18 protein-coding genes are annotated in these 25,638 nt (G+C 43.4%); 3 read left to right on the plus strand and 15 right to left on the minus strand.

What is annotated here, in order from left to right; all coding sequences use genetic code 11:
- Positions 1–265: 265 nt before the first annotated feature.
- Positions 266–385 carry a recombinase gene (locus E4K68_RS04785; protein ID WP_243450266.1) on the minus strand — a complete coding sequence of 40 codons (120 nt, stop codon included), beginning with the start codon at positions 383–385 and terminating at the stop codon, positions 266–268.
- Positions 386–907: 522 nt separating this feature from the next.
- Between E4K68_RS04785 and E4K68_RS04790 the strand changes: the two genes are divergently transcribed.
- On the plus strand, positions 908–1,510 hold the full coding sequence (locus tag E4K68_RS04790; protein ID WP_135377676.1) for a class I SAM-dependent methyltransferase: 603 nt from the start codon (positions 908–910) through the stop codon (positions 1,508–1,510).
- Between the two features lie 196 nt (positions 1,511–1,706).
- On the opposite strand, the gene rlmD is transcribed toward E4K68_RS04790, so the two are convergent.
- The 13 genes from rlmD to E4K68_RS04855 all read right to left on the minus strand — a co-directional run bounded on the left by rlmD (position 1,707) and on the right by E4K68_RS04855 (position 21,323).
- Complete coding sequence (rlmD, locus tag E4K68_RS04795; RefSeq protein WP_135377678.1) at positions 1,707–2,990, minus strand: 23S rRNA (uracil(1939)-C(5))-methyltransferase RlmD; 1,284 nt, start codon at positions 2,988–2,990, stop codon at positions 1,707–1,709.
- Between the two features lie 42 nt (positions 2,991–3,032).
- On the minus strand, positions 3,033–3,743 hold the full coding sequence (locus E4K68_RS04800) for a type II CAAX endopeptidase family protein (RefSeq protein WP_135377680.1): 711 nt from the start codon (positions 3,741–3,743) through the stop codon (positions 3,033–3,035).
- A 170-nt stretch (positions 3,744–3,913) separates the two neighbouring features.
- A complete protein-coding gene (locus E4K68_RS04805) occupies positions 3,914–5,242 on the minus strand; it encodes an acetyl-CoA hydrolase/transferase C-terminal domain-containing protein (RefSeq protein WP_135377681.1) in 1,329 nt (442 codons plus the stop codon).
- Between the two features lie 673 nt (positions 5,243–5,915).
- A complete protein-coding gene (locus tag E4K68_RS04810; protein ID WP_135377683.1) occupies positions 5,916–6,917 on the minus strand; it encodes an isocitrate/isopropylmalate dehydrogenase family protein in 1,002 nt (333 codons plus the stop codon).
- A 64-nt stretch (positions 6,918–6,981) separates the two neighbouring features.
- Positions 6,982–8,115: a homocitrate synthase gene (nifV, locus tag E4K68_RS04815; protein WP_135377685.1), complete on the minus strand. Its 1,134-nt coding sequence runs from the start codon at positions 8,113–8,115 to the stop codon at positions 6,982–6,984.
- Positions 8,116–8,313: 198 nt separating this feature from the next.
- Positions 8,314–9,762 carry an Asp-tRNA(Asn)/Glu-tRNA(Gln) amidotransferase subunit GatB gene (gene gatB / locus E4K68_RS04820; RefSeq protein ID WP_135377687.1) on the minus strand — a complete coding sequence of 483 codons (1,449 nt, stop codon included), beginning with the start codon at positions 9,760–9,762 and terminating at the stop codon, positions 8,314–8,316.
- Positions 9,749–11,230: an Asp-tRNA(Asn)/Glu-tRNA(Gln) amidotransferase subunit GatA gene (gene gatA, locus E4K68_RS04825; RefSeq protein WP_135377689.1), complete on the minus strand. Its 1,482-nt coding sequence runs from the start codon at positions 11,228–11,230 to the stop codon at positions 9,749–9,751. The genes gatB and gatA overlap by 14 nt, the downstream gene beginning before the upstream one ends.
- Before the next feature lie 19 nt (positions 11,231–11,249).
- Positions 11,250–11,540: an Asp-tRNA(Asn)/Glu-tRNA(Gln) amidotransferase subunit GatC gene (gene gatC, locus E4K68_RS04830; RefSeq protein WP_135377691.1), complete on the minus strand. Its 291-nt coding sequence runs from the start codon at positions 11,538–11,540 to the stop codon at positions 11,250–11,252.
- Between the two features lie 265 nt (positions 11,541–11,805).
- Complete coding sequence (gene ligA / locus E4K68_RS04835; RefSeq protein WP_135378118.1) at positions 11,806–13,788, minus strand: NAD-dependent DNA ligase LigA; 1,983 nt, start codon at positions 13,786–13,788, stop codon at positions 11,806–11,808.
- Positions 13,789–13,933: 145 nt separating this feature from the next.
- Positions 13,934–14,866 carry a putative manganese-dependent inorganic diphosphatase gene (locus E4K68_RS04840; protein WP_135377693.1) on the minus strand — a complete coding sequence of 311 codons (933 nt, stop codon included), beginning with the start codon at positions 14,864–14,866 and terminating at the stop codon, positions 13,934–13,936.
- A 59-nt stretch (positions 14,867–14,925) separates the two neighbouring features.
- A complete protein-coding gene (pcrA, locus tag E4K68_RS04845) occupies positions 14,926–17,202 on the minus strand; it encodes a DNA helicase PcrA (RefSeq protein WP_135377695.1) in 2,277 nt (758 codons plus the stop codon).
- A gap of 632 nt (positions 17,203–17,834) precedes the next feature.
- The gene (asnS, locus tag E4K68_RS04850) at positions 17,835–19,226 is read right to left on the minus strand and encodes an asparagine--tRNA ligase (protein ID WP_135377697.1); all 1,392 of its coding nucleotides are present in this window, start codon (positions 19,224–19,226) and stop codon (positions 17,835–17,837) included.
- Positions 19,227–19,304: 78 nt separating this feature from the next.
- On the minus strand, positions 19,305–21,323 hold the full coding sequence (locus E4K68_RS04855) for a methyl-accepting chemotaxis protein (RefSeq protein ID WP_135377699.1): 2,019 nt from the start codon (positions 21,321–21,323) through the stop codon (positions 19,305–19,307).
- Positions 21,324–21,734: 411 nt separating this feature from the next.
- Between E4K68_RS04855 and E4K68_RS04860 the strand changes: the two genes are divergently transcribed.
- Entirely contained in the window at positions 21,735–21,968 is a 234-nt protein-coding gene (locus E4K68_RS04860; RefSeq protein ID WP_135377701.1) for a DUF2249 domain-containing protein, read from the plus strand.
- Between the two features lie 136 nt (positions 21,969–22,104).
- Here E4K68_RS04860 and E4K68_RS04865 read toward each other — a convergent pair whose 3' ends face one another.
- On the minus strand, positions 22,105–23,907 hold the full coding sequence (locus E4K68_RS04865) for a MutS family DNA mismatch repair protein (RefSeq protein ID WP_135377703.1): 1,803 nt from the start codon (positions 23,905–23,907) through the stop codon (positions 22,105–22,107).
- Positions 23,908–24,152: 245 nt separating this feature from the next.
- On the opposite strand from E4K68_RS04865, the gene E4K68_RS04870 reads away from it, so the two are divergent.
- A complete protein-coding gene (locus E4K68_RS04870) occupies positions 24,153–25,526 on the plus strand; it encodes an ATP-binding protein (protein ID WP_135377705.1) in 1,374 nt (457 codons plus the stop codon).
- Positions 25,527–25,638 lie beyond the last annotated feature (112 nt).

Genomic DNA, 25,638 nt, shown 5'->3' on the forward strand with positions numbered 1-25,638 from the left:
GGTATCCTGAAACGCGAGAAGTATTACGGGTACAAATTCACCAGCCGGGAGCACCTTGTTCAAGCCATTTCTGATTACATCTTCTATTATAATTATCGGCGTTTACAGCGCCGCTTGTATATTATGACGCCGATGGAGTTCTATATGCAGTACGTAAAGGCCGCATAAAGAATTGCTACCCGCTTTTTAGACGGGTAGCAATTCGGCAAACTTCGTTCTATTTTTTCATTGTCCTATTGACGGGGTGCACACCACAAATTGTTTATTACTCCACTATTTCCTCCACCCTCATCCCGCTCTTCAACTCAAAAACAAAATGCATTGATGTGAGAATTTCTATCTTCTCAACCAACGCATTAAATAATTCTTCATTAAACTCTTCCAATAGTGAATCCCTGCTGTAATCAATTCCACAATTTCATCAAACCTTTGCTTCAACACATTTCTTTCATCCCCTCTTTAGTCCTAGCGTAAAAATCCCAACGGTAATGAAAACAATTACAACCCCATTACAACTACAGATAAGACTCGGATGTTATCATAGCCTTTTCTTGCGTTCCAAACGCGCATGAAAGGTCCCTTCACACGTCGTTCCATCACAATTAGAGCAACCCAAATTTTCCGTATTTTACAACTGAGAACAAGCAACATGTACCGATCACGCCGTATTACCGCCCAATTATAACTTGAAGGTTTTCTGGTCAAAAGCTATTCAGCGACACTTGGTGAGAAGATCGGAGCCAAGACAGTGAATCAATTGAAATTTTTATTCGTTTTGGAATTGCTCAGAACTTAAAATAATATATAATAATGAATAGAAGAAATGCTTACAATTTGTTCCAGAAGTTGCACTGAAAGTTGCGCACTGCTGAAGAGCACATTGTATGCTGTAGGAGGTAAAAGCAAGATGATTGAAGAACAATTTAAGGAAAGATATAAAGCAGGAAATACTCCTTGGGATATTGGCAAACCTGATTTCAACCTTATTCAGACTGTAACAACAATGGACATAAAACCCTGTAATGTATTGGAAATCGGATGCGGAACTGGCAATAACTCCATATGGCTTGCCCAAAAAAACTTTAATGTTATTGGTATTGATGCTTCAGAGATTGCAACACAGAAAGCTTTAGAGAAAGCTTCAAAAACCAATGTGAATTGTACTTTTATTGAGATTAACTTTCTTAACAACAAAATTGAAGGCGCACCATTTGACTTTGTGTTTGATAGAGGTTGTTTTCATGTATTTAATTTGGATCAAGAACGAAAAATATTTGCTGAAAATGTATCAGCCCATTTAGAACAAGACGGTCTATGGCTGAGTATTGTTGGAAATGCTGATGAACAACGTGATCATCCTGGTCCACCGCAGCGTACTGCCAGAGATATTGTTAACTCAGTGGAACCCTACTTCGAAATTCTTTCGCTCGTTTCAAGTCATTTTGAATCAGACCGCCCGAACCCTCCTAGAGCCTGGGTTTGTCTAATGCGGAAAAGGCGTTCTGTATAAAAGACCAGGTGGATCAAATTATGATTCACCTGGTCTTTTATGCAGTTTGAATTAAATCACCAACGACATTTGAAACATTTACATATCGAATATGTTCCCTTGAACCTACCCACCTCAAAACTATCAAATCTAAGCTACTATAATATGTTTCTCACACAATCCCCCTGAACTCTGAAACCAGTACCACAAGACCATCCTAGCTGTGTTTTCTGTTGAGACATACTACCGTCTCAACGTGCTGTGTCCAGGGAAACATATCCACAGGCTGCACACTTTCAACCCTGTATCCCCCTTGTGAGAGCAATCTGAGATCTCTACCCAAGGTTCCCGGATCACATGACACATAGATTATGCGCTGGGGCTTCAGCTCCAGCAAGCGCTTCACAACCTCAGGATGCATTCCCGCTCTCGGGGGATCCAAAACCACCACATCTGGCTGTTCCTCTATCTTCATCATTCGCGACTCGACTTTCCCCTTCAGGAATTCGACATGGCCGATCGCATTGTTTTTGGCTGCGTTTTGAATAGCATCCTCGACTGCATACGGATTTTCTTCGATACCTGTTACCTTTTTGGCTTCACGTGCTAACGCCAAAGTTAGCGTCCCAATACCCGAGTAAAGATCCCAAACAGTTTCTGCTCTGGTCAGAGCAGCTTCAGCCAAAACATGTGCATAGAGGACATCCGTTTGCTTTGAATTCACTTGCAAAAACGACAAAGGTGATACATCGAAGGGCATATCGAGAATAGTTTGATTAAACATTTCTTCTCCCCATATTAGGACTAAATTTCCTTCAGAATCACTTCCCCAAACTGATCGTAGTCCTTCTCTGGAGAGAGCCTCAAAAAGATCTGGATTCTCCTCTTCGGAAAGAGCCTTGGTCGGAACCCCCTCGAGCAATAAGAGCCCTTCGCCCTTATCGTTTTCACGAAAGGTCAAAGTGTGTATCTCGGGGTAACCCTTCGTTAAAAACTCCTCAGTTAATCGAATCCAGCGATTCATGCGTTCACTTATGAGAAGGCAATCTTCAAAGTGGATAAGAGTCTTAGATCTTTCTTTGAAATACCCTAATTTCCCTGTCGACTCGCGATGCAACCGTGCCTTATTGCGATAGCGCCAAGGATGCTCCATTCCAATCGTTGGTTTGACAGTTACCTTTAGCTTTCCGATTCTCGAGAGGGCATCTTCAACCCAGCGTTGCTTCCAAATAAGAGTTTCTTCATAAGTCATATGTTGTAATTGGCAACCTCCACACCCTGAAAAAACGGTGCAAGGGGGGATAATACGTTCTGGGGAACTCTTGATAATACTCTGAAGTCGCGCCCGTTGCCACTTCTTTTTTGCTTCATAGACAGCAACTACACCTGTTTCTCCTGGCAAAAGACCCGTGACAAACGTCGCGATGCCATTTATATACCCTATCCCTGAACCATCTGAGATAAGCCGAAGACATTCAAGTTCTAACTTTTTATCGTTCATAATAAAACTCCTTCATTAGCACCAATTACCTTTTACTCATTTTTAGTACCGCTGTATCCATAACGCAATGGCCATTAAACCATTCCAAGTTCCATGGGCAATAATTGCTGGCCAAATCGTTGACGAACGCTCATACAGCCACGAAAGTATGACTCCCCCAATAAATAATGGTAAGAAGCGAACTATATCAAAATGAAGCGTTGCAAAAAAAACACCTGTCAGCAACATTCCTCTTCCCCTGCCAAAGGCTTGACGAAGAGGAGGGTAAATTAAACCACGAAAAAGCATCTCTTCCTTAATCGGGGCAATGACTCCCCCTAATACCGTAAGAAAACCAAATTCCCAAGTATAGTTTACCCCTTTTACTGCTAGCGCAAAACTCTGTGGGGCAGGAGTTCCTAGTAAACGAGTTAATAAATTTCCTAAAAAGCCAACACCCACAAATAATAAGACTCCTGTTACAAACCCCAACATAACATAGCGCTTAGGCGGCTTGACAAATCCCAGGTCGGAAAATGGTCGATGAATAAGGCGTAGAAATATCCATATTAAACCAAAGTAGATCAGTGCATCCCCTAATCCAACTCCGAAAAAATAGAGAATCCCACGCACAGAATCCAAGTCTTTCGGAGTTTCCAACCATCCGAGCGGAAATTCGATTAACGTCACTAGTGCAATCAATAACAGGCCTTGCCAAATGTTCCAAACAGGTCGTCTTGGCGGAATAAGAAGACCAACCTTTTTCTTAGCCATCTCATACATCCTCAGTATTTATTTAATTTCCTTCCGTTTCCAATTCTAACCGTTAAATCAACCATTGTCTACAAAATGCAAAAGAAGGGGCTCTAAATTTAGAGACACCCTTCTTACCTCACTCGTACTGGAGTAAGTATTGAGATCAAACCTATCTAGTCATGAATCTATTATGCCTTACGACGCCAAATCTTCTGTTTCTTGGCCTCTTCGATTAATTCTTCCCTGAAATCAGGGTGAGCAATTGAAATCAAGGCTTCTGCACGTTGCCAAGTAGACAAGCCTTTAAGATTAACCTTACCAAACTCAGTAACTACAAACTGAACGGTTGGTCGTGTGTCTGTAATTGCTGCGCCATGCGTCATAATACCTTTAATGCGGGAATGAAGTTGCCCTTGTTTATCCTTATAGGTGGAGGGTAAGCAGATAAAGCTTTTTCCACCCTTTGAATTATAAGAGGCTTCCACAAAGTCAAGCTGCCCTCCTGCACCACTAATCATACTCGTTCCTGCCGACTCAGAACATACCTGACCTGTCAAATCAATTTCCAAAGCACTGTTGATGGAAATCAATTGGTTATTTTGAGAAGCAATAAACGGATGATTGGTGTAATCCACTGGGTACCCTGCCAATGACGGGTTATCCCGCATGAAATCATACAACTTTTGGGTTCCTGCTGCAAAGGCAAAAACGATCCTACCCCTATCTAATTGTTTGTTCATCCCAGTTACTTTACCTGCTTCTACCATATCCACAAATCCGTCAACCAGCATCTCGGTATGAATCCCCAGATCCTTTAGATCCGATGTAGCAATCATCTGTCCTAGGGCATTTGGCATTCCGCCAATTCCCAACTGAATACATGCCCCATCCTTAATTTCAGGTAAGACATAGGAGGCAATTTGTTTGTCGATTTCAGAAGCAGATGCCGAAGGTAATTGTGGAAGACCTTTGTGCCCTGCTTCAACAACATAATCTACTTTTGAAATATGGACTGTATGGTCATAGCCCCCGTGGACTCTCGGCATATCGTCATTAACCTCAACTATGACGGCACGCGCCTTCTCGATTGCTGCTGCATAGTGAGAAACCGTAGCCCCAAAGCTAAAAAATCCATGTTCGTCCATAGGGGCAACCTGAATAGCCACAACATCTGTTTGTAGGTCCTCACGTAAGTAACGAGGTAGTTCAGAATATTTAAGGGGAATATAATAAGCCAAACCGGCTTGGGCCATTTTTCTTTCACGTCCGCCCATATGCCAGCTATTCCAAATAAAATGTTCTCCAGTTGTATCAGCTTCCATGCAAGCTATAGGTGTCAAAATCACGCCTCCGCGCAAATTCACATTATGAAGTTCGTCTTTACGCCGTGCCAAAGCTTGATCTAATAAAGCGGGCATACTTGCGGCCCAAGCAAACTCAACCCAATCATCACTACGAACAACTTTTACAGCTTCATCGGCAGTAACACACTTTTTAAGATACTCATCCTTCAACATTTATACATCCCCCTTGTTACTTCTCCATAATTGTATCTAAAGCAGATACAATTAAATTTTTAAAATTTAAAACTATGTTTTATTAAATAAAACTGAAATTTATTTTTAAAATTATTTATATTATTCAAAATGAAGAGTTCTTTCTTCTCCAACCCTTTCTGATCTATTTTGTCGTTAAGCTTCAACCCCCCTTTTGCTGTTCAGAGATAACTTACCTAATAATTAGCCGCCAACTAATCTGACTGAATTGTCTTGCAATTTATGTGCCAATGGATCTTTTCCTAGTTTTCAATCTTCAGATTGCTTATATATTAGGGTTCAAGGACTCTTGCCTCATCAAATTCCTAAACAATGCCGCTTCTATCACTGTCTACAAAAGTCTACATTCGGAACTAGATAACTCAAAACCACTTGCAATATCCAGCTTTCGTAGGTGTCGACAAACGGATACATGTCCCAAAATGTAGACACGCTAAATACCTCAAACGATCTATGACGGTAATTCTATGAATATTTCTAACCTTCATTGTATTTATTTTAATCCATAGGAACTTTAAGTGAGAAAATATCAGCTAAAATAGAGGGGTGTGCTTAAAGCACACCCCTCTATTTTAGGAGATCATACGTGGTTATAATCTTTTGACTATTATTTGAGGATAAGGTTGGCGCATTATTAGATCATCGCTTCTATGATAGCAGAAGCCATCTCTTGAGTACCGGCCTTCCCACCCAAATCCGGGGTTATATAATCTCTTTGACCCAGTACTTGCTCGATGCCTTTCTCAACCCGCTTGGCTTCTTCCAGAAATCCCAAATATTTAAGCATTTCTACGCCAGAGAGAATCATCGCTAGTGGATTTGCGAGATTCTTGCCTGCGATCTGCGGAGCACTACCATGGACAGCCTCAAACACAGCACCCATTTCCCCGATATTTGCCCCTGGGGCCACGCCCAAGCCACCTACCAAGCCAGCGACAAGGTCCGAAACAATATCCCCATAAAGATTAGGTAAAACTAATACATCAAATTGCTCCGGGACTTGAACCAAATTCATACAAAGAGCATCGACAATCAGATCGTCGCACTTAATTTCCGGATAATCTCGTGCCACGGATCGCACACTTTCCAAGAAAAGACCGTCACTCAATTTCATAATATTAGCTTTATGAACAATCGTAACCCTCTTACGCCCCTCCCGACGGGCCAGATCAAAGGCATAGCGCCCTATGCGCTCCGATGCTTCGCGAGTAATAACCTTGATGCTTTCAGCTGCATCATGCCCGACCATGTGCTCGACTCCGGCATAGAGATCCTCCGTATTCTCCCGAACAACTACTATATCTACACCTTGATAGCGGGATTCAACGTTCGGCAGGTTTCGCAAATGCCGTACATTTGCATAAAGTTGTAATTGCTGGCGCAATGAAACATTGACACTGCGAAAACCCTTCCCAACCGGGGTCGTGATGGGTCCTTTAAGTGCCACCTTATTCCGACGAATGGTTTCTAGAACATACTCCGGCAAAGGAGTTCCATCCCGAGCAATACAGGCTTCCCCTGCTTCAACCACTTCCCACTCTATCGGGGCTCGACTAGCTGTAATGACTTTCTGGGTAGCCCTACTAACTTCTGGGCCGATTCCATCCCCCGGAATCAAGGTTATCTTAATAGACATTGAATTTGTGCTCCTTTTCATAGAAAAAGGCAGCTCATTGCCGCCTTTTAAGTTTCTTGGTTTTTTACAAGCTCCGTTGCTTTAACATATCTCCATAAATGTAAACCAGTTCCTTGTCAAAGAGTGAACGCTTCATATCGACAGCCAATGCTCTTACCCGTGCCAACATTTCCTCGGCGTCCTCGTTTGTCATCTCTTTGCCATATTCTAGGAGAAACTTTGCTTTGATAGAGGCCGTCCCCGAGTGTTTTCCAATCACAATCTGGCGTTCGAGCCCTACATCCTCAGGGCTGAATGCTTCATATGTTTTAGGATTTTTCAAGGCTCCATCAGCGTGAATCCCGGATTCATGCGCAAACATATTACTTCCCACAATCGATTTCCAGGGGGGGAGCATACGACCTGAGGCCCGTGCAACATATTCAGAAACCTCAACAAAGCGCTCCGTGGCAAAGCTCAAATCTGTATCAAGTAAGTGTTTTAAGGCCATGACGACCTCTTCTAATGCTGCATTACCAGCTCGTTCTCCCAAGCCATTCACCGTGACTCCCACATGGGATGCACCAGCCTTTACTCCAGCTAGCGCATTGGCCGTTGCCATGCCAAAATCATCATGCGTATGCATTTCAACGTCTATATTCGTTTTTTCAATCAGCATTTTAATACGATCATACGTTGTGAAAGGATCCAAGATGCCTACGGTATCACAATATCGCAAACGATCCGCACCCGCTTTTTTAGCTTCTTTCGCAAATTGCACAAGGAAATCCATGTCGGATCGGGAAGCATCTTCTGCATTGACGGAAATATACATTCCTTCGCGTTTTGCAAAGGCGGTTGCCTTAATCATCCGCTCTAAAACATCCTCACGAGTGGTCATAAGTTTATGCTCTATATGAATATCTGAAGTAGAAATAGAAATTGCTACCGCATCCACACCGCAAGCTAAGGACGATTCAATATCCGAGATTACCGCTCGATTCCAACCCATAATACTCGCTTTTAAATCCAATTTCACAATATCACTGATGGCCTTTTGTTCATCTCCACCCATGACAGCAACGCCAGCTTCAATTTGTTGAACGCCAAGCTCATCAAGCAAACGAGCAATGCGCATTTTTTCTTGATTCGAGAAAACAACCCCCGCCGTTTGTTCTCCGTCGCGTAACGTGGTATCCACAATTGTTAAATGTCTCAATCAGACACACCCCTCTTCTTTGACTCGAAATTTATTATATAGATTTGACTTACAATTACTTTCTATAGTAGCACAATCCACCTTAAGTTAGAAGGATGCCAATTACCTTATACTGTATACTTATTAGGCAAAACCCTCGTTATCTCGAGTAAACAAAGAATAAAAGGGAGCCTCCCCTTTCAGAGAGACTTTAAAAAATTACGACAATTTTTCCTTTAGTAACTGATTGACTAGACCCGGATTCGCCTGTCCCTTGGTAGCTTTCATGATCTGCCCGACAAGGAACCCAATAGCTCGATCTTTCCCCGCTCGGTAGTCCTCCACGGATTGAGAATTAGCGGAAATTACGCCGTCAATTATCCCTTGAAGTGCGCCTTCATCGCTTATCTGAGAAAGTCCCTTTTCCTTCACAATGAGCTTAGCCTCTTTACCCGTGCTATACATTTCTTCCAGCACACTTTTGGCAATCTTGCCACTGATGGTTCCTTTATCTATGAGATCGAGGAGCTCCGCCAATTGTTTGGCCGAAATTGGAGAATCATCCATACTAGACTGATTTGTATTAATTAGACGTGTGACTTCCCCCATGACCCAGTTTGCCAACGTCTTGGCGTCTCCATAGTAAGATAATGCCTCATCGAAGAAATTCGCCATGGCTTTTCCTTGCGTGATAACAGAAGCATCATATGCTGACAGCCCAAGGGCCTGTAGCCGGACACGACGCGCCGAAGGAAGCTCGGGGAGAGTTTTACGAATTTTCTCCACCCATTCTCTATCAATCACCAAAGGGGCCAGGTCTGGCTCTGGAAAATACCGATAATCATGCGCTTCTTCTTTGGAGCGAAGAGTTAGCGTTATCCCCTTGCCCTCATCCCAAGTGCGTGTCTCCTGTACTACGCTTTCTCCTGCATTTAGTACTCGTGCTTGCCGCGCTACTTCATACTCCATACACCTACGAACTGAGCTAAAGGAATTTAAGTTTTTTGTTTCTGTTCGGGTTCCCAGCGTTGTCGCTCCGATCGGTCGAAGCGAAACATTGACATCAAATCGCACCGAGCCTTGTTCCAACCGACAGTCTGAAACTTCCGTGTACTCTAGAATCTGAACTAATTGCTCGAGATAAGCGAGAACTTCGGAAATTGAACGCAGATCAGGTTCTGAAACGATTTCTAGTAATGGCACCCCTGCGCGGTTATAGTCTACAGAAGACTCGTTCGAGGTTGTGATGGTCTCTCCACTATGCACGAGCTTTCCAGCATCTTCTTCCATGTGAGCCCGAGTGATCCCGATCCACTTCTTCTCCCCGTCCACCTCAATCTCCAAACCACCCTTACCACAGATAGGCAAATCAAATTGAGAAGTTTGGTAGTTTTTAGTTAAGTCGGGGTAAAAGTAATTTTTACGGTCAAACTTGGAAAACTCAGCAATCTCACAGTTCAACGCTAAGCCCGCTTTTATAGCATAATTGACAACTTCGCGGTTAAGAACCGGGAGAGTCCCAGGCATACCTAGACATACCGGGCAAACATGCGTGTTCTGTTCTCCCCCAAACTCTGTGGTACATCCACAGAAAATCTTCGTCTTAGTTTGGAGTTCAACGTGAACTTCCAAACCACAAACCATTTCGTATTTATCAGCGACTACCACGCGCAAGCACCTCCCCTGAAAGATTCGGTTTTAACGTGTGATAATTTGTATTTTGCTCGAATGTATAAGCTGTTCGATACAATGTCCCTTCATCAAACGCTTTACCCATTAACTGCATTCCGATTGGCAAACCCTTAACAAATCCAGCTGGAATAGAAATAGCTGGAATACCCGCTAAATTAATTGGGACGGTCGTGATATCTGATAGGTACATGGCCAGAGGGTTCGCTGATTTTTCCCCAAATTTAAACGCTGAAGTCGGGGCCGTCGGGGAGAGCAAAACATCAAACTTTTCAAATGCCTTCTCAAAATCCTGCTTAATAAGAGTTCTGACTTTTTGTGCTTTTAAATAATAAGCATCATAATACCCCGAACTTAAGGCGTAGGTTCCGAGCATAATCCTTCGCTTCACTTCTTGCCCAAATCCCTCCGCCCGAGTTGTTTTGAACATACCTAACACATCGGCGGCCTCTGCCCGATATCCATAGCGCACGCCATCGTAACGAGCAAGGTTCGAACTGGCTTCAGCCGTCGCAATTAGATAATAAGCAGGTATAGCATACTCCGTATGGGGTAAAGAACATTCCCCTACTTCTGCACCTAGATCGATCAACGTCTGAATACCCGCTTGAATCACACTCGCAACGTCGGGATCAATCCCTTCTCCAAAATACTCACGGGGTATCCCAATCTTTAAGCCTTTGATGTTATTGACAAGAAACTTAGTGTAATCCGACTTCTCAGACGGAACTGACGTTGAGTCCAAGGGATCATATCCGGCAATAGCATTCATCACCAAGGCATTGTCCCTCACGGTCTTGGTCAATGGACCAATTTGATCCAGCGAAGACGCAAAAGCGACAAGTCCAAACCGGGAGACTGCGCCGTAAGTTGGCTTCATTCCCACCACTCCACAGAAAGCGGCTGGTTGACGAATGGATCCCCCCGTGTCTGAGCCCAAGGTAAATGCTGCTTCGTCCGCTGCTACCGCTACAGCTGAACCTCCGGAAGACCCTCCTGGGACACACTCCAAGTCCCAAGGATTTCTAGTCTTTGCAAAATAGGAATTCTCGGTTGAGGAACCCATAGCAAACTCATCCATATTTAATTTACCGAGTAGAATCGTACCTGCAGCCCGTAAACGGTCTGTAACTGTGGCATTATATGGAGGAACAAAGTTTTCCAACATCTTTGAAGCGCAGCTTGTGCGGATCCCTTCGGTGCACATGTTATCCTTCAAGGCCATTGGAATTCCCTCTAAGGCTCCTACTACTTCACCCTGAGCAATTTTATAGTCAACCTCGGCCGCTTGGGTTAAAGCCTGATCCTCTAAGACTGTTAAATACGCTTGTAACTCCGGATCAACTGAGTGAATTCGTTCTATGTAAGCTCTCGTCAACTCTGTGGAGCTTAAGTCTTTGTGAACCAGCAGTTCATGTAGCTCACTGACCGATTTTTCTGTACCCATTGTCGCATTAGTCTCCTTTCTAAGTCAGACTTATTTTCGGCACCCTGAAAAAGCCTTCATCGGCATCTGGTGCATTGCGCAGTGCTTTTTCCTGATTGATCGAAGGCCCAACTTGGTCCTCGCGCAATACATTATGTAGGGGAACGGCATGAGCTGTAGGCGCCACATCGTCCGTGTCTAATTTCTCCAACATGGCCGCATAGCCTAAAATGGAGTTAAGTTGCTCTGTATACTCTTGAGTTTCCTGTTCGGTTAACTCAAGACGCGCCAAGGCCGCCACGTATTCAACGTCTTCACGTGAAATTGTCAACTTATTCACCTTCCTTTGGATAGTTTGTTGCTTTATCCTCTATCATAACAAATCTGGGAGAACGGGGCAATATTTTACGAAAAAGAGCAGTGCAGGCTGGGTAAGTACTTTACGGCTTTTTTAAGCTTAAAATTGCACTTGATAATGGACTATTACAGAGGTTGGATGAGCTAATCAAATTGCAAGCCCAGCAGCCTTAAAACAGAACTTAATTACTGAAAAGCCGGTTTCTCTACATAATGGAGAAACCGGCTTTTTTAAGTAATTAAGACTTAATCAACTGTTCAAATTCCTCTTCCGTCAAAATAGGAACTCCCAGACCCTGCGCTTTCGCCAGCTTTGATCCGGCTTTCTCTCCAGCAACTACGAAAGCCGTCTTCTTGCTGACACTGCTTGCCGCTTTCCCACCATACTCCTCGATGAGTGTTTCGATCTCTCGCCGCTCCCAGCGCTCTAGGGAACCTGTTACGACGATGCTTTTTCCTGCGAAAATTTGCGGCTTTGAAGATTTTTCCGCTGTCATGTTCACACCCGCTTCACACAACTTTACTAGGAAGCGCTCGGTACTTTCCAGCCTGAAAAATTGGACAAGACTTTCCGCCATCGCGGGTCCAACATCCGGAATTGCTTGCAAATCCTCAAGGTTTGCCTCTTGGAGTTCTTCCATTGAACCAAACGTCTGAGCCAAAATTTTTCCCGCTTTTTCTCCAGTATGACGGATTCCTAAGGCGAAAATCAACGGAGCCAGCCCTCGCTCTTTGCTATCTTGGATTGCCTTCAGCAAATTCTCCGCTGATTTTTTACCCATCCGTTCGACAGGGGTTAAATCATCGAACGTCAAAGAATAAAGGTCGGCAGCATCGTTGATTAGGCCCACATCAAGAAGTTGTTGAACAACCGCAGGTCCTAATCCGTCAATCGCCATAGCGTCCCGAGAGACGAAATGGATAATCCCCTCACGTTGTTGGGCAGGGCAAATGATACTTTGACAGCGATAGGCGGCTTCCCCTTCTTCGCGCGAAACCGGACTCCCGCATTCTGGACAAAGATCCGGCATTTCAAAAAGTTTTTCCTCGCCGATGCGCTTTTCGAGTAAGACTCGGACAACCTCCGGAATCACATCCCCAGCCTTATGTAGGAGCACATGATCTCCGATACGGATATCCTTCTCCCTGATGTTATCCAGATTATGGAGTGTGGCACGACTTACAGTGGATCCTGCCACGGAAACTGCTTTCAGGACAGCGGTAGGCGTCAAAACACCTGTACGCCCCACTCGGATGACAATATCTTCAACAACCGTTTCAACCTGCTCCGCCGGGAATTTATAAGAAATCGCCCAGCGGGGACTTTTGGCGGTAAAGCCGAGTTCCTGTTGAAGGTCAAATTCATTCACTTTAATCACTAGACCATCAATATCATACAGAAAATGATGACGCTCTGAGGCCATTGCTTCACAATAAATAATAACCTCTTCAATATCGCTAAACACCTTATACTCTGGGTTTACGACAAACCCCTGCTTTTGTAAGTAAGTAAGGACTTCTGTTTGGTTATGTAATCCCAATTCTTTCGCTGATAAAACTTGATAGGCAAAGTAGTCGAGTTTGCGCTCGGCCGTGATTCGTGAATTGAGCTGACGTAATGACCCAGCTGCTGCATTACGGGGATTGGCAAACGTGGATTGCCCTTCTTCTTCACGTTCTTGATTCAAACGGGCAAAGGAAGCTTTGGGCATATACCCTTCTCCCCGCACACTAAACTTCGGAACCGCCTTGTTCAAGCGCAGAGGAATTGACCCCACCGTTCTGACATTGGCAGTGATATCTTCTCCCACTACACCATCTCCCCGGGTTGCTCCACGAACCATAAGCCCATCCTCGTAGGTTAGGGCGACTGTTAAACCATCAATTTTAAGTTCAACAACATAATCTACTAAGGGGGCAATCTGACGTACACGTCGATCAAACTCTCGTAAGTCGCTCGGGTCAAACGCATTATCCAAACTAAGGAGAGGTTCCAAATGCCGTACTTTCGTGTACTCTTTGGCTACCTCTCCCCCAACGCGTTGAGTCGGAGAATCCGGAGTAACCCAGTTTGGATGCTTGGCTTCCAAGTCCAGAAGCTCACGCATTAAAGCATCGTATTCCGTATCCGTGATGCGTGGCTGGTCAAGCCCATAATACTGCTTATTAGCGTCTTCTAGTTCCTTCCGGAGCGTTGCAATACGCTCTAATTCATCCTGCACTGAAATCCCTCCGATCTCCGTCTCTCCTAAGCTCATGAGATTTATCCATTAACAAGTGCTCAGACTTCAAAGTCATTGAATTATCAATACTATGATTCCCTCGATACTACTTATTAACTCGTAGTTCATGACTAGGTACGAAAAATTAAGCTTGGAAATATGTCGTCATTTGTGGTACGACTTGCTTTTTACGGGAAAGAACGCCTGGTAGATCAACGCTTCCATTGACAATTTCTTTGCCGAAGGCTTTAGCCACTTCCTCTGGGTTATCCCCTTTAACGATCAGTTCTGTGGTGTCTGTTAAAATGTCGGTGATCATCAAGCAAAGATAACGCATTCCTTGGTCCACACGATGTGCCTCAATCGCTGCTGTTAAGTTTGCCCGAACGTCTTCAAAACCATCCATACCCATCAAGCTTACTTGTCCAACACCGATTTTATGAGGTCCCATGGTGAAGGCTTTGAGGTCTTCTTCAATCATGCTTTGAGGAGTACGATCTGCAATGTTGGAAGATGCTTTGAACATGTCGATTCCAAAGGTCTTTGGATCTACTCCAGCAATTGCTGCAAGTTCAGCAGCGATCGTTTTATCCAACTCTGTGCAGGTTGGGGATTTGAAGATGACTGTATCGGAAAGAATCGCAGCGAGTAAAATTCCGGCCATAGCTTTTTCCGGAACTAATCCGCTTTCTTTGTAAGCTTGGGCTACAATGGTACATGTGGAACCAACAGGCTCAATACGAACATAAAGGGGTTCAGATGTTTGAAATCCGCCCACTTTGTGGTGGTCTACAATTTGTACGAGCTGAGCTTGATCTGCACCAGCAACTGCTTGGCCATATTCATTGTGGTCGACGAGAATCAATTTTTGTTTAGCTTCAACGGACTCCAACACTTCAGGAATAGCAACTCCATAGTAGTTGAGTACATACTCAGTCTCTTTATTGAGTTTTCCAGCGGAACAAGGAACTACATTGGCCGTCCCCGTAAGTTCTTTTAAACGAGCTAAAGCAATCGCTGAGCAAACTGAATCTGTATCTGGGCTTTTGTGACCAACAACATAAATTTTATCTGACATAATCAACACCTAAACCTTTCTCTTCCTCAATTTTTAAACTGTACGTGAAACTAATAAAATTACAATTTCGTTAGCTTGGCATATTCAGCCAGGAGTTTTTTAATTCCAATTCCGCCATCAAAAACAATCGTCAGTTCTGCAAGATCTCCTTCTCCTCTAACGGAGACAATAACCCCTCGACCAAACGTCGCATGTTCAACCTTTTCTCCTAGTTGATGTGCCTCACCCCCTTTACTAACAAGAGTACTTCCAAAACCTTTTTCCCAAGAACCAGCACCCAAGGGAATCGAACGATCTGACGTGGTATTCCTCTGTCGGATCGGTTTGGGCGAAGTATTAGGACGACGTTTTGGCGGATCAAGTGGATCGATATCCGTCATTAATTCCGACGGAATCTCTTTTAAAAAGCGAGAAGGCTGATTGTATTGCGTCTTGCCATAAAGCATCCGCATTTCCGTATTACACAGGTAAAGCTTCTCCCTCGCCCGAGTAATCGCGACATAACAAAGCCGGCGTTCTTCCTCTAAAACAATCGGCTCCATGAATGAACGGCTACTGGGAAAAATCCCATCTTCCATACCTACCACAAAAACGACCGGGAATTCTAAGCCCTTCGCGCTATGCATCGTCATTAAAGCCACGGCTTCTTCCGCTTGGTCCAATTCATCAATATCGGCGACCAAGGAAACCTGTTCTAAGAATCCGCTTAATCCCGGGACAATCTCATCCGCTTCAGCCCCATCGTTTGACGCATTTTGAGCAGCTTGAGCCGCTTTGGCATCGTACTCAGCAGTTACGGATAGAAACTCCAACAGGTTTTCCAGTCGAGTCTCCGCTTCAGGTGTATTTTCCGCCTGAAGAATTGCTTTGTACCCAGTTTTGTTCAAAATCTCTTCCACCAGATCAGATACATTTGCCTCTCGTGCATAACCCACCAAACCCTGCATCATGTGGGCAAAGCCTATTAATGGTTTCTTAGCTCGTGTCGACAATTCCGGAATATATTCAGCCTCAAGAATGGCGTCCAACACCGGCATACCTTGTTCATTTGCATATTCTAAAATTTTCTCCAGGGTGCTGTCCCCAAGGGCGCGTTTGGGCACATTAAGCACACGGGCAAAGCTCACTTGATCAGAAGGATTATATAAGACTCTTAAATAGGCTAAGATGTCTTTGATTTCCAAGCGCTGATAAAATTTCAGCCCTGAAAAAACGCGATACGGCGTAGCTGCTTTCATGAGACGCTCCTCGAGAGCCCTCGACTGTGCATTTGTCCGATAAAGGATGGCAAAATCATTAAAGGGGCGTCCTTCTAGCTCGTGCAAACGTTGAATTCGTTCGACGACATAGCCAGCCTCATCTCGCTCATCAGCCCCTACATAACAGATGACTGACTGCCCCTCCGAGTTTTCTGTCCAGAGCGACTTCTCTTTACGCGATTCGTTATTTCTGACTACTGCATTAGCGGCATTAAGGATCTTTTGAGTAGAACGGTAATTTTGTTCGAGTTTGATAACCTTAGCTTCAGGATAATCCCGCTCAAAGTCGAGGATATTTTGGATATCCGCCCCGCGCCATCCATAGACTGACTGGTCATCATCTCCAACGACGCAGAGATTTCGATATTTACTAGCTAGGAGTTTCACCAACATATACTGAGCATGGTTCGTATCTTGGTACTCATCCACCATAATATAGCGGAATTTATCTTGATAGTACCGATAGACTTGGTCACTTTGCTGAAAGAGCTGAACTGTGAGCATGATAATATCATCAAAATCAAGGGCATTGTTACTCTTAAGTCGTTTCTGATAAGAACGATAAATATCAACAACTTTTTGCTGAAAATAATCCGATGCCTTATAGGAAAACTCTTCAGGATCTTGAAGTTTGTTCTTGGCGTCACTAATGACGGCTGCCACACTGCGCACTGGGAATTTTTTTTCATCATAATTGTGTTCTTTTAAGCATGCTTTGAGTAATGACTGTTGATCCCCTGTATCATAAATGACGAAGTTCTTCGTATAGCCTGGCAAATTATCAATTTCACGCCTCAGTATACGGACGCAGGCTGAGTGAAATGTAGTGACCCATAGTCCATACCCCTCACTGCCAAGTAAGGTTGCCACTCGTTCCCGCATCTCTTTCGCCGCTTTATTCGTAAATGTGATCGCTAAAATCTCACTGGGTTCTATTCCCTGAGCAATTAAATGGGCAATTCTATAGGTGAGCACTCGTGTCTTCCCAGACCCCGCACCTGCAAGAATTAGAAGCGGCCCTTCTTTATGCTCAGCAGCCTCACGCTGTATTGGATTCAAATCGTCCAACCGATACATTAAACCACTTCACCTCACTTCTTGTACATATTATAACATACAGTACGTCCTACTTTTGCACACGGTCGCCTTTGTGATTAAGATATCACAATAATTAATACCTATACCTAAACATGGTGACCGCAATAGGACAACCCTCATTATGAAGTATTATAACAGTATTTTTATAAATAATCTGAGTCACACTAGGTCTCCTCTTCTAAAATTGAATCGAAGGAGAAAAACAGGCACAGAAATATGTAATAACTACCTGAATAATGACAGTTGGAGTGAAAATCGGAACTCAAATGGCAAGATCTACCTTAACAATAACGCCTAAGCAATATAAATAAGGTTAATGGAGACATCCTATTCTCCATTAACCTTATCAAATACTTTGTTGGCCTAACCGCTTCGCGGTGGCTTTTATTTAATCGACCACCCTTAAGTCTTAGTCTCCTGAGAAATTCTTTTGAAATTCAAAAAACAAGGCCATTTTCGCCCCATCTTATGTGGGTAATTTCCATTTCTCATCAATAAGTAATGAGCAGATGTACCTGGTAAATCTGCTCATTTAAGAACCCCGCCGATTCTCACCTAAACATTCTGTAATTAGACCACTTACCTATGATTCAGTTAGAAATCTGCTTTAACTAAAACTCACAACTATTGGCGGTTCTGGGGAAAGAGATCACATCACGGATATTTGACATTCCCGTCAAATACATAATAACACGTTCAAAACCAAGTCCATACCCGGCATGTTTCACACCACCATACCTTCGAAGGTCAAGATACCACCCGTAGTCTTCTGCGTTCAGACCAGATTCCTCCATACGACTTTGCAGTACATCAAGACGTTCTTCCCGTTGGCTTCCCCCAATAATCTCTCCAACCCCGGGAACGAGCAGATCCATAGCAGCAACAGTCTTGTTGTCCTCGTTAAGCCGCATATAGAACGCCTTAATTCCTTTCGGATAATCTGAGACGAAGACAGGTTTTTTGAAAATCTTTTCTGTCAGATAGCGTTCATGCTCGGTTTGAAGATCTGTACCCCAATGCACTGGATATTCAAAATTAGCATTTTCCTTCTCCAGCATTTCTACGGCTTCAGTGTAAGTAATATGCCCAAAATCAGAGTTCAGGATATTTTCCAGTCGATCAAACAACGTCTTATCGACAAAGCTATTAAAAAACGCCATTTCCTCAGGTGCATTGTCAAGGGCATATTGAATGATGAATTTCATCATTTCTTCGGCCAAGTTCATGTCGTCTAGAAGATCGGCAAAAGCGATCTCCGGCTCAATCATCCAAAACTCAGCTGCATGTCTCGCCGTATTCGAATTTTCCGCTCGAAATGTTGGTCCAAACGTATAGACATTACGAAAAGCCATGCAGTACGTTTCAACATTGAGCTGGCCACTGACCGTTAAGCTCGCAACTCGTCCAAAGAAGTCTTTAGAAAAATCAATACTGCCCGTTTCGTCATGAGGAGGTTTAGCCATATCCAGGGCGGTCACCCTAAACATCTCTCCTGCACCCTCAGCGTCACTCCCTGTGATAATTGGTGTATGCACATAGACGTACCCTTTTTCTTGAAAAAACTTATGAATGGCATAGGCAACTACAGAACGCACTCGGAAAACGGCTGCGAAGGTATTTGTTCTAGGGCGCAAATGTGCAATCGTTCGTAAATACTCAAACGTATGTCGTTTCTTCTGAAGTGGATAATCGGCCGCAGATAGTGAGAGAACCTCGATATGTTCCGCTTTCAATTCGAACGGTTGCTTCGCCCCAGGAGTGGATACAAGCTCGCCCTGTATTCGTAGTCCAGAACTGATTGTGAGCTTTCCAATCTCCGAGAAATTCGCAAGACTCTCTTCAAAAACTATTTGAATGTTTTCGAAAAAACTACCGTCATTGACTTCAATAAAGCCAAACGCTTTGGATGAGCGAACTGTACGAACCCATCCAGAGATTTCTACTTTTTGATTGAGAAACCGGTCTGTCTCTCTGAAAATTTGTCTAACTGTTACAGATTGCATAATTTTCCTCCTCAAACTATCCCATTGAGGGTATAAGATTAGTTTATATCGCAATTATACCTGATTAGAATCACGACTTCAAATCACGAACCGCATACTTTGAGTCTTCAATTCCTCCATCAATAGAATCAGTTGCTGAGTACTTTCGCGAATCGTACTGACCGTTGCACTCATTTCCTCTGTCGAGGCGGCAATTTCCTGTGCGGCAGCCGCATCTTCTTGACACATACCCGAAATTTCAGCGACTGACCTAGTTATTGCCTGCCCCATTTGGACAATTTCACTAACCTCTCCCTCCATCGACGCCAGCAGATGAGCAACAGCCTGTGTCCCATGAGATATCTCCATAAATTGCCCCAATGCCAGATTCCCGATGCCCGACTGTTCTTTGATCAAATCGACCGCTTCTTCCGAAACTTGGGCTGAGTTTTCTACATTTAAAGCCACTTGGTCGATCAACTCCGCGATCTGCGAGGCACTTTTCCTGGATCCTTCAGCTAACTTGCGAACGTCTTCGGCCACGGCAGCAAATCCTCGCCCAACTTCCCCCGCACGAGCCGCCTCTATCGCTGCATTAAGGGCAAGGAGATTCGTCTGGTCGGAAATCCCAGTAATGATCTGAGTAATCCCACGGATTTGTCCCGTTTGATCTTTTAGAATTTGACTTCCAGTCTGAATTTCCTCTACTTTGACCACAAAAATCCGCATTTTCTCCGCCAAATTCTTCATTATTTCTTCCCCATTGACTGTCCGCGCACCAACGTCAGAGGTGCTGCTAGCTATGTGCTTGATATGTCGTGCTAAATTTTGGACGCTTATATTGATACCTTCACTTTGCAAATTCATCTCACTCGTACGATAGGCAATTGTTTGAGCACCAGTAGCCACCTGGTTAACACTTTCGGCCACTTGGTCTGTCCCTTTGGACGTTAAATCGACAGCCGCCGAAATTTCCTTCGCAGAACTCTCCACCTGCCCCACTGCTTGATTAATTGAAGAACAAATATCCTTGGTGTTTTCCAGCATCTTTTTCATAGCAAGCGCTAAAGTTCCTAACTCTCCATACCAATTCGTTTTAATGTTAATTTTTAAATTACCCGTCGCAAGGACCCCCGCATCTTCGGTTAACTGAGTCAGCGGGCGGGTAAGAGTTAAGGAAACAAAATATCCTGCAACGACACCAAACACAAGAACCAATAATCCAACAAGCAAGACCCAACGTTTTAAGGCGTTTAGCTCCTGTACTACCCTTTCCCGCGAGATTATAGTCTTAATATAGCCTTTCACTTCACCACGGTAGTCTTTAAAGGGAATGAGTAAAACATTTGAACTGCCATCTCCACTCACCGTAAATTGGGCTTGTCCATTGGCTAGTACTTTCAACGTGCTTTCAGGCACGGCAAAATTATCTTTACCAGTACCAGCTAGTAACCCACCATTCTCTTTCACATTTTTGATCATTGAAGCAGATGGATTAAGTAGATAGATATAGTAATCTCCGGGATTTTTCTTCTGTAAAACCTTTAAAAAATCTTCACCAAAGTCCATTCCATATTCTGCACTACCAACCCACTGATCTTGATACTTGACTGGCACTACAACTCGAAATCCGTATCCTTCAACCCCTTCTTCCAGTCCTTCCACGATCTTATTTTCTTTATTCGCCGTCACCACAGTAGGCCGGATTTTTGAAAGGTCATCCCCAAATTTATTAGGCGAATGAGCTCTGTAAAATGAGATCGCTGGTGAAAGATGAAACTGAAGTTGGCTAAAGCCTTCTTTCTTTATCTCGTTAAAAACGGGCTGTACAAGACGTGCCACGGTAGCCCGATCTCGTTCTGCTAAGGCCTTAGCCACATCCGGGTTCATCGTCATGGATAGTACAGAAGACCTTGCCTGAACAAGACGATTAGCGAATTCATCCTTGATTCCCTGTTCCACAAGTTTTTCCGTTTGAAGTTCACTCGTGTTGACAAATTTCTCTGCGTTCCATAGGCTTGCTCCAGATAAGGCCGCTACCACGACAATAATCACCATACCCGCAATAAGTGTAATTCGAGTTTTAATGGACATGGAACGTTTAGCCTGCTTAGACATTTTGCAATCCTCCACAACCCCAATAAGCTATATATTCCAACGATACTTTTCTATAACTCTTAACATTCAATAAATTAGACCTAAATTTCTACCCCAATATTAAATCCCATAAGTTAATGAGAAACCTTAACAAGCACCCCTTTCATGTAATTATGAAACTTTGTTTTTCCGGATCTTTGAATTTTATTATAACTACCCTATGTTACACTACATGCCGCAATTAAAATGAAATGTAGATGACACAAATTATGTCATCTACATTTCATTAAAAAACCATGATTAAAATCACAGCCGCATTTCATTTTTTACGGTATATTTAAATAAATCCTTTCGATGATCAAAATAATGTCAGGGAAATAGTGACAAACTATCCTGAATTGGTGAAACTTTAAATACAAGGAGGTACTTAAAATGACTCAGTTTACAGCCCAAGTCGATGTGCGCAAGTACGCCCCCAAGGATAAGCAACCCGCCATTTTCGGAACGTGGAATAACCTTAAACCTGGTGAAAAAATGGAACTCATTAACGATCATGACCCAAAACCACTCTATCATCTTTTTTCTGCAGAACATGCCGGGCTCTTTACTTGGGACTACCTTGAAGAAGGACCGGATGTCTGGCGTGTTGCCATTTCAAAGAAATAGCTTAAATTATTGAATCAAATCAATTTACGAGGACCCTTAAAACGCGGAGGATGGTGCCTAACTAAGACACCATCCTATTTCCATCGTTCGTCATCGATCAATTCTACTAACCTCTCCTCAGCCCATTTGAAGTTGCTCATTCATCCACATCAATACCCGCCATTTTGATCAGATACATTGCATTACGAGTCGTTGAAATCCCAGGCCGAAGTTTATAGTCAAAATGAATTTCGTCATTTCTATAAAACTCCCTGAAATGATAGTTGCGGATTCTCCGGTTACTTTCACGCTCCAGGTCCCCTAGTTCTAAATCATGTGTTGATACCATGCCCATGGCCCCAACCTTGCTTAGTTGCCGAATCAAGACTTTGGCCCCAGCATGACGGTCTTGTGAATTCGTCCCTTTAAAAATCTCATCTAGCAGGAAGAAGATCTTGCTTTCTGTTTTGGACGCGCTAACGATCTGTTTAATTCGCAGTAATTCTGCATAGAAGGAAGAGATATTTTCTCCGAGGTTATCACTCACACGCATACAGGTATAAATTCGCAACATCGAACAGTTAAAACGCTGAGCACACACGGGAGCCCCAACATACGCCAGAACAAGATTAATTCCCACTGTCCGTAACAATGTGCTTTTTCCAGACATGTTCGAACCCGTAATTAATAATATTCCGGAGTCCTTCTCCATGGCTAAATCATTGCAAACCGAATTCCCTAGGAGCGGGTGCCCCATCTTGACTGCCCCAATTCCTGAACTTTCCGAAGTGATCTCTGGAAACCCCCAGGTTGGGTGATCCATGTGAATAATTGCCAGACTGCTTAAGGCTTCAAGTTCGGCGATGGTGTCCACCCAGCGGCCAAGAGAACGTCCCGACTTTTCCTTCCAGGATTCCAAAGCGATCATGCACTGGATATCCCAAAGGGTGAGAATATTAATTATCAGAAACATCGCATTCCCTCTGTTGGCTATAAGTTCAGCTAAACACGATAACTTTCTAATCTGTTCAAATGCTGTTTTGCCATCACGGTCATATAAGCCTTTTTTGAGCGCTTGTAGGTAATCCGATTGAAAGGTTCGTTTTTCAAACCGTTCAAGCATTTTCTCATAGACTCTAATACTTTCTTTGTACGTATAAACGGCATTAAGTGCTTTGCCTCTTTGCTTTCCAACAAAAACAATAACCGTCTGAATTAGGAGACCCATCAGTGGAAACATTATGGAAATTCTCGCTGTCAGAAGGTAAAAAAGCAAAAATGTACTCGTGACGATCGGGAGCGCGCGAGCAGAGATCATCACTCCCAATCGCAGGTAGGTTGGGTCATAGGTCTTCGCCCACTCAACAATGTGCTTCGGAGAATTCAGTGGTCGCTTCGTCATTCTAGCCTCTGCTAAAAGACGCTGTCGCCAAGCCAGATTTCTTGAAAGTTCCTGGATAGCTTCCTGCTTTTTTTGTATCCTTTCCATCCCGTCTGGGGGCTCGGTCAAAGTTTCTTTCAACTTCTCCCTTCCCCTAAAGGTCTTGGCGCTATTTATCCATTGAAAAAGTGATCCATAACCAAAAAGGTCAAGATCGTCTGAATAAGGGTGAGCAGGGTTTTTAAAGTCTTCTCCATTATCCGTGAAAGATTTCCATTCTCCCGCTAAACGCTTCAAGGCTTGATCATGGTTTTCACAAAGTACCCGAAGATAGTTTTGCTTAGTTCTTAATTTCTGGTGCCAAAGGACTAAGGCAGCAAAAAGAACCAACGTAAAGATAACCATACCCAAACCCAATGTAGATCTTTCAGACATGTATAAAAATACTGCCAGCCCACAGCCAGCAAGGAACGTAACGAGTCTTACATTACTTAATCGGTTAATCGTTTTGGTGATTTTCTCTAGCCGCCGCGCATAATACGACTTTCGTTTTTCATACTGTTCTCTTGACTCTTTCAAATGTTTTGTCCCCCAAAAATACTCAGGCCGAGTATTTACTATTTCCGATGAGCACGTGAAACGACCACAGATATTATCTATGCGTATTATACACTACCGAATCACCGTTTACCATATCATGGAACTCTAGCTCAACCGAGGTCGCGCCATACGTTTTCTTAGGCTTTAATCTTTCCTAAAGATTTCTCGGATGCTATACTTCTGAGAGGATTATTGATTCGGCGATACTTTTTGGAGGGATTATTGTGAAACATAGCAACCATAGCCAACTTACGACCACTCTTCTGGCACTAGATTCTCTTTCTATTTATAGAGGCCTTCTGGAGGACCGGGTGTTGAGTCGGTTAAGAGATTTACTTATTTGTCTAGATCATAAAAGTGTTAAGAATAGAGACGGCGAGTTCAGAAGGGTTATCAATTCCTATAATGATTTCTACTTTGAGCTGGCAAAAAGCGGTACTATTTCTTTAACTGACTATATCGTGGACAAGCTAATCTTTGATGAAAATCCTTTTTCTTTCAAGATGCAAACTTTAAAGATTAACGACTCTGATACAATCTTTGAGAACTCTGTTTCAAACGATCTTAGGTGTCTACAGATCGTCTCACAACTCAATCCAACGATGGTTAAAACAGAGATTACTGAGTTGTATAAATTTAAGGACACAAGCTTTGATGCCATCATCGAAGGACTTCCTAATTGGGTTTTGGACGGCCAATCTACTAGCGGTCTAGATCATATAAAACAATTAAAGAAAAACTTTTTGACTAACCGCTGGGATTTCTGCATAGATCAGCTTAAGGATTTCCACCAAAGCTACGGTTGCGGCCTATTTGCACGCTATAGAGCCTTTGTTTGGGAGCGGTCTGATGGGCATGGCTACCTTAAAGGAATCGATAGTCCTGATCCGATCACCTTAGACGAACTTATAGATTACCAAAACGAACGTTCAAGAGTGCTTGAAAATACGCTTCAGTTTTTGAAGGGCTTTCCTGCTAACAATGTGCTTCTTTATGGAGATCGGGGTACCGGAAAATCATCGACGGTCAAGGCCATACTCACTGAATATCATACGCAAGGGTTGCGCATGTTGGAGGTACCAAAGGCCTATCTTGCTGATTTCCCGCTGATAATTAGGCAGTTGAAAGATAGGACACAAAAATTTGTTATCTTCATTGATGACCTAGTCTTTGGTGATAATGAAGAGAACTATACTTCGCTAAAAGCAGTACTTGAGGGTGGCCTCGAAAGTAAAACACCCAACATTCTAATTTATGCCACCTCAAACCGAAGGCACTTGGTCAAGGAATATTTTAATGAGAGAGCTGGCTTGCAGTCTAACAACCACGATGAGGAAGTGCACGCTGGGGACACCATGCAGGAAAAACTTTCACTTGCCGATCGATTCGGCCTAAATATCGTGTTTTCTTCACCGGATCAGAAGAAGTATCTAGCAATAGTCCAAGGGATTGCGGCTAGAAGAAATTTAAAGATTGATCAAGAAAGACTGCAAAAAAAGGCCCTTCAATGGGCACTCAGTTATAACGGCCGTTCAGCCAGAACCGCAAAACAATTTGTCGATTGGATCGAGGGACATGACCACTTAAAAAACCAATAAGATAATTCTGCTGCTTTCGCTCACTCAAGACCGTAAATGTTACGGTTGAGGCTCCTGTAATGACAGGCGAGCAATAGTATCTCTATATTAAGTATTTGAATTTAATAGTCAA

Origin of the sequence: Desulfosporosinus sp. Sb-LF (genome assembly GCF_004766055.1) — a bacterium.
Lineage (GTDB): Bacteria > Bacillota > Desulfitobacteriia > Desulfitobacteriales > Desulfitobacteriaceae > Desulfosporosinus.

Bases quoted from the DNA above. Each gene is read 5' to 3' on its own strand.
- E4K68_RS04790 (WP_135377676.1), top strand. From the start codon at position 908: ATGATTGAAGAACAATTTAAGGAAAGATATAAAGCAGGAAATACTCCT.
- rlmD (WP_135377678.1), bottom strand. From the start codon at position 2,990: ATGAACGATAAAAAGTTAGAACTTGAATGTCTTCGGCTTATCTCAGAT.
- E4K68_RS04800 (WP_135377680.1), bottom strand. From the start codon at position 3,743: ATGGCTAAGAAAAAGGTTGGTCTTCTTATTCCGCCAAGACGACCTGTT.
- E4K68_RS04805 (WP_135377681.1), bottom strand. From the start codon at position 5,242: ATGTTGAAGGATGAGTATCTTAAAAAGTGTGTTACTGCCGATGAAGCT.
- E4K68_RS04810 (WP_135377683.1), bottom strand. From the start codon at position 6,917: ATGTCTATTAAGATAACCTTGATTCCGGGGGATGGAATCGGCCCAGAA.
- gatA (WP_135377689.1), bottom strand. From the start codon at position 11,230: ATGGGTACAGAAAAATCGGTCAGTGAGCTACATGAACTGCTGGTTCAC.
- E4K68_RS04840 (WP_135377693.1), bottom strand. From the start codon at position 14,866: ATGTCAGATAAAATTTATGTTGTTGGTCACAAAAGCCCAGATACAGAT.
- pcrA (WP_135377695.1), bottom strand. From the start codon at position 17,202: ATGTATCGGTTGGACGATTTGAATCCAATACAGCGTGAGGCTGCTGAG.
- asnS (WP_135377697.1), bottom strand. From the start codon at position 19,226: ATGCAATCTGTAACAGTTAGACAAATTTTCAGAGAGACAGACCGGTTT.
- E4K68_RS04855 (WP_135377699.1), bottom strand. From the start codon at position 21,323: ATGTCTAAGCAGGCTAAACGTTCCATGTCCATTAAAACTCGAATTACA.
- E4K68_RS04860 (WP_135377701.1), top strand. From the start codon at position 21,735: ATGACTCAGTTTACAGCCCAAGTCGATGTGCGCAAGTACGCCCCCAAG.